Origin of the sequence: Raoultella sp., from assembly GCF_039594335.1 — a bacterium.
GTDB lineage: Bacteria > Pseudomonadota > Gammaproteobacteria > Enterobacterales > Enterobacteriaceae > Klebsiella.
The window spans coordinates 1-8,916 of sequence record NZ_JBCNNS010000151.1 but is presented as its reverse complement, the minus strand read 5'-3'; the positions used below and the strand labels follow the sequence as shown (position 1 = coordinate 8,916).

Here is an 8,916-nt window from a genome sequence, read left to right as displayed (position 1 = left end):
ATGTCAGCAACCTGAACATGGGCGACGTTATCGATGTTTACCCGTTCAAAGGTGAAGTGCGTCATCACGAAACCAATGAACTGCTGGCGACCTTCGAGTTAAAAACCGACGTGCTGATTGATGAAGTGCGCGCCGGTGGCCGTATTCCGCTGATCATCGGTCGTGGCCTGACGACGCGTGCGCGTGAAGCGCTGGGTCTGCCACATAGCGATGTTTTCCGTCATGCAAAAGATGTTGTCGCAAGCAGCCGCGGCTACTCACTGGCGCAAAAAATGGTGGGCCGCGCCTGTGGCGTAGCCGGTGTTCGTCCGGGCGCTTACTGCGAACCGAAGATGACTTCCGTAGGCTCTCAGGACACCACCGGTCCGATGACCCGTGACGAGCTGAAAGACCTGGCCTGCCTCGGCTTCTCTTCCGACCTGGTGATGCAGTCCTTCTGCCATACCGCCGCCTATCCCAAACCGGTTGACGTCACCACGCACCATACGTTGCCAGACTTCATTATGAACCGTGGCGGTGTTTCCCTGCGTCCAGGCGATGGCGTTATCCACTCGTGGCTGAACCGTATGCTGCTGCCGGATACCGTGGGGACCGGTGGTGACTCTCATACCCGTTTCCCGATCGGTATCTCCTTCCCGGCGGGTTCTGGTCTGGTGGCCTTTGCCGCCGCGACCGGTGTGATGCCGCTGGATATGCCGGAATCGGTGCTGGTGCGCTTCAAAGGCAAGATGCAGCCGGGGATCACCCTGCGCGATCTGGTCCATGCAATCCCGCTGTACGCGATTAAGCAGGGTCTGCTGACCGTTGAGAAGAAAGGGAAGAAAAACATCTTCTCTGGCCGCATTCTGGAGATCGAAGGTCTGCCGGATCTGAAAGTTGAGCAGGCGTTTGAACTGACCGATGCTTCCGCAGAACGTTCTGCTGCGGGCTGTACCATTAAGCTGAATCAGGAACCGATCGTTGAGTATCTCAACTCCAACATCGTTCTGCTGAAATGGATGATCGCAGAAGGCTACGGCGATCGTCGTACGCTGGAGCGTCGTATTCAGGGCATGGAAAAATGGCTGGCGGATCCGCAACTGCTGGAAGCTGATGCTGACGCCGAATATGCGGCGGTGATCGACATCGATCTGGCGGATATCAAAGAGCCTATCCTGTGTGCGCCGAACGATCCGGACGATGCGCGTCTGCTGTCCGACGTTCAGGGTGAGAAGATCGACGAAGTGTTCATCGGTTCCTGCATGACTAACATTGGTCACTTCCGTGCGGCGGGTAAACTGCTGGACAGCCATAAAGGCCAGCTACCGACTCGTCTGTGGGTGGCTCCGCCAACCCGTATGGATGCAGCGCAACTGACGGAAGAAGGCTACTACAGCGTGTTTGGTAAAAGCGGTGCGCGTATTGAAATTCCTGGCTGCTCCCTGTGTATGGGTAACCAGGCGCGCGTGGCGGACGGTGCGACGGTGGTTTCCACTTCAACCCGTAACTTCCCGAACCGTTTAGGAACCGGCGCTAACGTCTATCTGGCCTCTGCGGAACTGGCTGCGGTCGCTTCCCTGCTCGGCAAACTGCCGACGCCGGAAGAGTACCAGACCTTCGTCGCGAAGGTGGATCAGACCGCGGCGGATACCTATCGCTATCTGAACTTTAATCAGCTGGAACAGTACACTGATAAAGCTGACGGTGTGATTTTCCAGACCGCGGTATAAAGTAAATCCTGCTGCTCAAAGCCACTCTCCGGAGTGGCTTTTTTATTGCAGCGCTAACTCGATTGCGTCGGCATCCTGCAAAGGCGACAGGGATGTTGAGGCTGACGGGTCTGGATCTGGCAACCGCTGGTGGAATAATGTCCGCCAGTTGACGGGAAGACGACCAGTTAAAGGATAGCGGCGCTTTTATTTGCTGTTGCTCTATCGGGTCCACTTTTTTTCTGCCCGGGTACTGCGATAATGACCTTATGGGTACAATGTTGCGGTGACGCATTGCCCTTGCAGAGGAAGACACTATGGATTACGAATTTCTGCGCGATATTACCGGAGTGGTAAAGGTGCGAATGTCGATGGGCCACGAGGTGGTGGGGCACTGGTTTAACGAAGAGGTGAAAGATAACCTCGCTCTGCTGGATGAAGTGGAACAGGCCGCGCGTACCGTAAAGGGCAGCGAGCGTTCCTGGCAGCGTGCCGGACATGAATACACGCTATGGCTGGATGGCGAAGAGGTGATGATTCGCGCAAACCAGCTGGAGATTTCAGGTGATGAAATAGAAGAGGGCATGAGCTACTACGACGAAGAAAGCCTCTCTCTGTGCGGCGTTGAGGATTTTTTACAGGTGGTGGCCGCCTACCGCGAGTTTGTCAGTAAAGCGTAGCCCCCTTAATGCATTCACGCCGGGAGCCAAACTCCCGGCTTTTTTCCTGACCGCTCAAGAATCATTTTGCCACTGCGATTGTGCGCTATGCGGTCGCTATTGACCGTGGTGCCGCCTGCCGGTTTTAGCAACATGGTGACCGACGTCAACCTCTCACTGGCGGTACAGAGCGCGCTCGAAGAGCAGAACGTTACCCTCACCCTGGTTCAGCCCGAGTAACAGCGCCCGCAGGCGCCGTCAGATGTTCAGATGGAAGGGATATTTCTGGCGTAGTAAATTTCTCGCATCTCTTTCCACAGTAGATTGGTGATGGACTGGCGCTCTTCTGCGCTAAGGTCTTCTGGTCTGGTATGGAACATGTAGTGCTGCAGATCGAACTCTTTCAGTAGCATCTTGGTGTGGAAGATATTTTCCTGATAGACGTTGACGTCCACCATGTCATACAGCGCTTTGATGTCCTCGGACATAAAGTTCTGAATGGAATTGATTTTATGGTCAATAAAGTGCTTCATCCCATTGATATCACGGGTAAAACCGCGGACGCGATAATCAATGGTGACAATGTCAGATTCCAACTGGTGGATAAGATAATTCAACGCATTAAGCGGTGAAATCACCCCACAGGTGGAGACTTCTATGTCGGCACGGAAAGTACACAGCCCGCCCTCCGGATGGCTTTCCGGGTAGGTATGCACGCAAATATGGCTCTTATCGAGATGGGCGACGACGGCTTCCGGAAGTGGGCCCGGGTGTTCGGTCTGGTCGATAAGCTGCGGGTCAACGGGTTCTTCACTGACCAGAATCGTGACGCTGGCACCCTGAGGTTCATAATCCTGGCGGGCAATGTTCAGGATGTTGGCACCGATGATCGAGCAGGTCTCTGACAAAATCTCGGTCAGACGGTTGGCATTATAGAGTTCATCGATATAGGCGATGTAGCCATCGCGCTCCTCTGCCGTTTTGGCATAGCAGATATCGTAAATACAAAAACTCAGGCTTTTGGTCAGGTTGTTAAAGCCGTGCAGCTTCAATTTTTTCAATTTAGTTCACCCCCTTACTAAAAATCGCTGGCGGACAGCGCATCCTGTAAATATTGCGGTAGGGCAAATGCTGCCTTATGAATGGCCGGATTATAGTAACGGCACTTCAGGTTTGCTTTGTGAAAACGCGCCTGGATAATTTCATTGGACAGATAGCGCAGGGCATCATTATCGGTCGCCCACGCGAAGGTCATGATGCCGCCATAGTAGGTCGGAATCGCGGCCTGATAGAAGCTGACATCGCTGAAATAGTGGCCGAGTTTGCGGTGGCTGTCGTTCGCTTCATCCTGTTGCAGGAAGCAGACGCCGTTTTGGGCAACAAAAATGCCGCCGGGGTTCAGGCAGCGCTTACAGCCTTCGTAAAAGGCTGACGTGAACAGGCTCTCTCCGGGACCGATAGGGTCGGTGCAATCGGAAATGATCACATCAAACGTTTGCGTGGTCTGGTTAACAAAATTGACGCCATCGTCAATCACCAGCGTAAAGCGCGGATCGTCATAGGCGCCGGCGTTGTGATTTGGCAAATACTGGCGGCAGAACGACACCACGCCAGCGTCGATTTCGACCATAGTGATGGTTTCGATAGTGCTGTGACGAGACACTTCACGCAGCATTGCGCCGTCACCGCCGCCGATGATCAGCACATGTTTCGCCTGGCCGTGGGCCATTAGCGGGACATGGGTCATCATCTCATGATAGATAAATTCATCGCGTTCGGTGGTTTGTACCACCCCGTCCAGCGCCATCACGCGACCAAAGGCTGTATTCTCAAAAATGATCAAATCCTGGTGAGCGGTCTTTTCGTGATACAGCACATTATCAACCGCAAAATACTGACCAAAATGGTCGTGCAGCGTTTCATGCCACAGATTGTTATCAGCCACGGGCGGGTTCCTCCATTGTGAACATCCGGTACACTCGAAAAAACGAGCGCAACATCATAGCCAACTATAGATGATGATGCACGGTGGATATTTCAGCAGTGCGCATGGTGCCGGGCTACATGGCAGGAATATTGCCAGGCTGCGGCCTGGCAAGACCCGACCACCTTATACAGGCGGCGTGACGGCGTTCGGACCCGGTGGGGGGACTATTTAACGTAAGCGAGCAGGCTCAGCGAATCGCGGGCCAACGCCTTGCATTTTTTCGTCGTGGGGATTTTGATGCCGCTGAGATCGCGGTAGCTGTCTTCACCGAGCGCCTTCATATTGAAGCTGTCGTAATTGCTCAGATCCCATTGGTTCTGTTGAGCAAAAAAAACCAGTGCGCGACGAATTTGGGTATTCGGCAGATTCTGATAACCGCAGTCGTTTTTCAGGAAGACAAATACCGCTGTTAAATCAGCCATATCTTCCGCTTCTGACTCGCTTAACGCATAGCTATTGGCGGATAGAGCAAGCAGGCTGCCGAGCACTATTGTTCTGAAAAGCGTCTTCATTTTCTCTACCATTGAATCACGGACGCTCAACGTTAGCATACTTCTTTACACTACGTAGAGCTTTATTCTTACTCTTCTGCTTGACCTTCCTGTTGGTGGAAGGTTTAAGCTCAAAAGTTCACCAGCAGAATAAAAAGGATGTGAAAATGCAACGTCGTGAATTTATCAAATTAACCGCGGCGGCCAGCGTATTCAGCGCGCTGCCGCTTTGGAGCCGTTCGGTTTTCGCCGCCAGCCGCCCGACTTTGCCGGTGCCAGAGCTTCTGACCGCCGACGCACGTAATCGCATCACATTAACTATCCAGGCCGGAAAAACGCAGTTTGGTCCGCATCAGGCGACGACCTGGGGTTATAACGGAAATCTGCTGGGGCCGGCGCTGAAGCTCAAAAACGGGGAGGCGGTGACCGTGGATATTCACAACCGCCTGGCCGAAGAGACCACCGTGCACTGGCATGGGCTGGAGGTACCGGGCGAGGTCGACGGTGGCCCGCAGGGGATCATTGCGCCAGGCACCTCCCGCAGCGTGAGTTTTACCCCTAGCCAGCGGGCCGCCACCTGCTGGTTCCACCCGCATCAGCATGGAAAAACCGGTCGTCAGGTTGCTATGGGGCTGGCGGGGCTGGTGCTGATTTCTGATGAAGAAAGCGAGAAGTTGCTGCTGCCGAAGCAGTGGGGGATCGATGATGTACCGGTGATTGTGCAGGATAAGCGCTTTACCGCCGCCGGCGAGATAGATTATCAGCTCGACATAATGAGTGCGGCGGTCGGTTGGTTTGGCGATACCCTGCTGACAAATGGGGTACTCTACCCTGAACACGCCGCGCCACGCGGCTGGCTGCGTTTACGTTTCCTGAACGGCTGTAATGCCCGCTCGCTGAATTTCTCTACCAGCGATAACCGGCCGATGTACGTTATCGCCAGCGACGGTGGACTGCTTGCCGAGCCGGTGAAGGTCACCGAACTGCCGGTGTTAATGGGGGAGCGCTTTGAAGTTCTGGTGGATACCCGCGACGGTAAAGCCTTCGATCTGGTCACCTTGCCGGTGAGTCAGATGGGGATGGCGATCGCGCCGTTTGACACGCCGCAACCGGTCTTGCGCATCCAGCCGCTGACGATCCAGGCATCCGGCAAACTGCTGGATTCTTTGGTCAGCATGCCAGCGCTGCCGTCGCTGGAAGGGCTGACTCTGCGCACGCTCCAGCTGTCGATGGATCCGATGCTGGATATGATGGGCATGCAGGCGCTGATGCAAAAATATGGTGACCAGGCAATGTCCGGTATGAACCCCGGAAGTATGATGGATCACGGCAATATGGGCCACGCCATGATGGGCAATATGAGCGACAAGGGGCAGATGAATCATGGCGATATGGGGAACATGGACCACGGCGGCATGGGAATGGGACAGATGAACCACGGCACCGACGGTTTCGATTTCCATAATGCTAACCGGATCAATGGCAAAGCCTTTGATATGAATCTCCCGATGTTTGCCGCGGCGAAAGGGCAGTATGAGCGCTGGGTGATTTCCGGTAAAGGCGACATGATGCTGCACCCGTTCCATATTCACGGCACCCAGTTCCGTATTCTGTCGGAGAACGGCGCTGCGCCTGCCGCGCATCGTTCGGGTTGGAAAGATACTGTCCGGGTTGAAGGGGGCGTCAGTGAAGTGCTGGTGAAGTTCGATCACGAGGCGTCGAAAGCGCATGCGTATATGGCGCACTGCCATCTGCTGGAACATGAAGATACCGGCATGATGCTCGGCTTTACGGTGTAGTTTTCCCCATAAGAGACATTCTGCCAGCGTAAAAAAAGGCCCGGTGTTCACCGGGCCTTCTGTTTGGTTACGGCGTTTTACTCAGGGCTTACTTCGCCTCATCAGGCAGGGCGTACGCGACGATATAGTCGCCCATCTTCGTGCCAAACGAGCCGTGGCCGCCTGCAGCGATGACAACATACTGTTTGCCATTCACTTCATAGGTCATCGGCGTAGCCTGACCACCTGCAGGTAGACGGGCCTGCCACAGTTTTTCACCGTTACTCATGTTGTAGGCGCGCAGGTAGTTATCGGCGGTGGCGCCAATAAACAGCACGTTACCCGCAGTGGAGATCGGGCCGCCGAGCATCGGCATACCGAGGTTAAACGGCAACTGGACAGGCATCGGGAACGGCAGGCTATCCTGCGGCGTACCGATACGTTTTTTCCATATCACTTCGTTGGTTTTCAGATCCAGCGCGGAGATGTAACCCCAGGCCGGTTGTTTGCACGGCAGACCAAACGGCGACAGGAAGGCGTTGAGGGTCACGCCGAACGGCACGCCATACTGCGGCTGGATACCGGATTCGGTACCGGAACCTTTCGCGTCTTTCGGCGGCTCCATCGGGTTGCCCGGCCCGCGTGGGATCAGTTTCGACACAAACGGCAGCGCCATTGGGTTGGCGATGGCCACCTGGCGGTTCGGGTCAACGGAAATCCCGCCCCATTCAAACATCCCCAGGTTACCCGGGAAGACCAGCGTGCCTTGCTCCGACGGTGGGGTGAAGATGCCTTCATAACGCAACTGGTGGAATATCACGCGGCACACCAGCTGATCGAACATGGTGGCGCCCCACATATCCGCGCCGGTCAAATCTTTCTTCGGACGGAAGCTCAGGTCGGAGAATGGCTGCGTTTTAGAGACATAATCGCCTTTCGCCGCACCCTGAGGAACCGGTTTTTCCGGTGCCGGGACAACCAGCTCGCCGTTACGACGGTCGAGGACGAAGATATTGCCGGTTTTGGCCGGTGCGTAGATGACCGGAACGGTTTTACCATTCACGTCGATATCCGCCAGCGTAGGCTGAGACGGCATATCCATATCCCACAGATCGTGGTGAACGGTCTGATAGCTCCATACCAGTTTACCGGTCGTCGCGTTCAGCGCCACGATAGCGCTGGCGTAGCGTTCCTGTTCCGGCGTACGGTTACCGCCCCAGATATCCGGAGTGGTCACGCCCATCGGCAGGTACACGAGGTCGAGCTTCGCGTCATAGGCCGCAGGCGCCCAGGAGTTCGGGGAGTTCAGCGTGAAGTGATGTTCATCATCTGGAATGGCGTTCGGATCTTTCGCGCCCGGATCGAACACCCACAGCAATTTACCGGTGTTCACATCAAAGCCGCGAATGACGCCAGAGGGCTCGCGAGTCGAGAAGTTATCGGTCACGGCGCCGGCAATGATAATGGTGGTATCGGTCACGATCGGTGGAGACGTTGGTTCGTACATCCCCGGCGTGGTGACCGGCATGTTGGTCTGCAGGTTGAGAATACCTTTGTTGGCAAAGGATTCGCACAGCTGCCCGTTGTCGGCGTTAATCGCGAACAGGCGGCCATCGTTGACCGGCAGGATAATCCGACGCGGACAGTTGGCGACGACGTCCGCTGGCGCCTTATCTGCTTTCGCTTCGTGATAAGAAACGCCGCGGCAGGTCACATGCTGGAAGGAAGGATCCGCATTCAGCTGCGGGTCAAAGTGCCATTTTTCTTTCCCGGTAGCCGCATCAAGGGCGAACAGACGCTGGTGGGCGGTACAAAGGTACAGCATGTTCCCCACTTTAATTGGCGTCACTTCGTTAGTGATTTCACCCGGATCGTTCGGCTGTTTCAGGTCGCCGGTGCGGAACACCCAGGCTTCCTTCAGGTTTTTCACGTTATCGGCATTGATTTGCTTCAGCGGCGAATAACGTTGGCCTTCCTGATTACGACCGTATGCTGGCCAGTCGCCATCGGCAACTGCGGAGATCGGCGCCGCAGGCGTGGCATCGGCATTCAGGGTACCGTTCACTTCTTGTGGGTCATTAAAACCGGCCCAGGTCAGGATACCGCCGCTGATCAGCAGGGCAACGACCAGACCGGCGACCGCGCCGCCCGATGGGATCGGCAGACGACGCCAGACAAAAGGCAAAATAAGCCAGATGCCGAAGAAGACCAGAATATCGCTACGCGGCGTCAGCGCCCAGAAGTCAAAACCGACTTCCCAGACGCCCCAGATCATGGTGGCGAGAAGCAACGCGGCATAGAGCCAGAGCGCTG

Annotated in this window: 8 protein-coding genes; 4 read left to right on the top strand and 4 right to left on the bottom strand. The window is 55.4% G+C overall.

The window, feature by feature from the left end; translation table 11 throughout:
- From ACZAHD_RS19390 to ACZAHD_RS19380, 3 genes are all read left to right on the top strand, one after another.
- A partial coding sequence (locus tag ACZAHD_RS19390; RefSeq protein WP_462458224.1) for a bifunctional aconitate hydratase 2/2-methylisocitrate dehydratase occupies positions 1–1,709 on the top strand: 1,709 nt, incomplete at its 5' end.
- Between the two features lie 296 nt (positions 1,710–2,005).
- Positions 2,006–2,368, top strand: a complete 363-nt coding sequence (gene yacL, locus ACZAHD_RS19385; RefSeq protein ID WP_004857933.1) for a protein YacL — start codon at positions 2,006–2,008, stop codon at positions 2,366–2,368.
- Positions 2,369–2,455: 87 nt separating this feature from the next.
- Positions 2,456–2,587 carry a hypothetical protein gene (locus ACZAHD_RS19380; protein WP_462458223.1) on the top strand — a complete coding sequence of 44 codons (132 nt, stop codon included), beginning with the start codon at positions 2,456–2,458 and terminating at the stop codon, positions 2,585–2,587.
- A 26-nt stretch (positions 2,588–2,613) separates the two neighbouring features.
- Here ACZAHD_RS19380 and speD read toward each other — a convergent pair whose 3' ends face one another.
- The 3 genes from speD to ACZAHD_RS19365 form a co-directional block, all read right to left on the bottom strand.
- Positions 2,614–3,408 carry an adenosylmethionine decarboxylase gene (gene speD / locus ACZAHD_RS19375; protein ID WP_462458222.1) on the bottom strand — a complete coding sequence of 265 codons (795 nt, stop codon included), beginning with the start codon at positions 3,406–3,408 and terminating at the stop codon, positions 2,614–2,616.
- Between the two features lie 17 nt (positions 3,409–3,425).
- Positions 3,426–4,292, bottom strand: a complete 867-nt coding sequence (gene speE, locus ACZAHD_RS19370; RefSeq protein WP_462458221.1) for a polyamine aminopropyltransferase — start codon at positions 4,290–4,292, stop codon at positions 3,426–3,428.
- A gap of 206 nt (positions 4,293–4,498) precedes the next feature.
- On the bottom strand, positions 4,499–4,846 hold the full coding sequence (locus tag ACZAHD_RS19365) for a YacC family pilotin-like protein (RefSeq protein WP_015585138.1): 348 nt from the start codon (positions 4,844–4,846) through the stop codon (positions 4,499–4,501).
- Between the two features lie 146 nt (positions 4,847–4,992).
- Between ACZAHD_RS19365 and cueO the strand changes: the two genes are divergently transcribed.
- Positions 4,993–6,624 carry a multicopper oxidase CueO gene (gene cueO, locus ACZAHD_RS19360; protein ID WP_462458220.1) on the top strand — a complete coding sequence of 544 codons (1,632 nt, stop codon included), beginning with the start codon at positions 4,993–4,995 and terminating at the stop codon, positions 6,622–6,624.
- A gap of 88 nt (positions 6,625–6,712) precedes the next feature.
- On the opposite strand, the gene ACZAHD_RS19355 is transcribed toward cueO, so the two are convergent.
- A partial coding sequence (locus tag ACZAHD_RS19355) for a glucose/quinate/shikimate family membrane-bound PQQ-dependent dehydrogenase (protein ID WP_462458219.1) occupies positions 6,713–8,916 on the bottom strand: 2,204 nt, incomplete at its 5' end.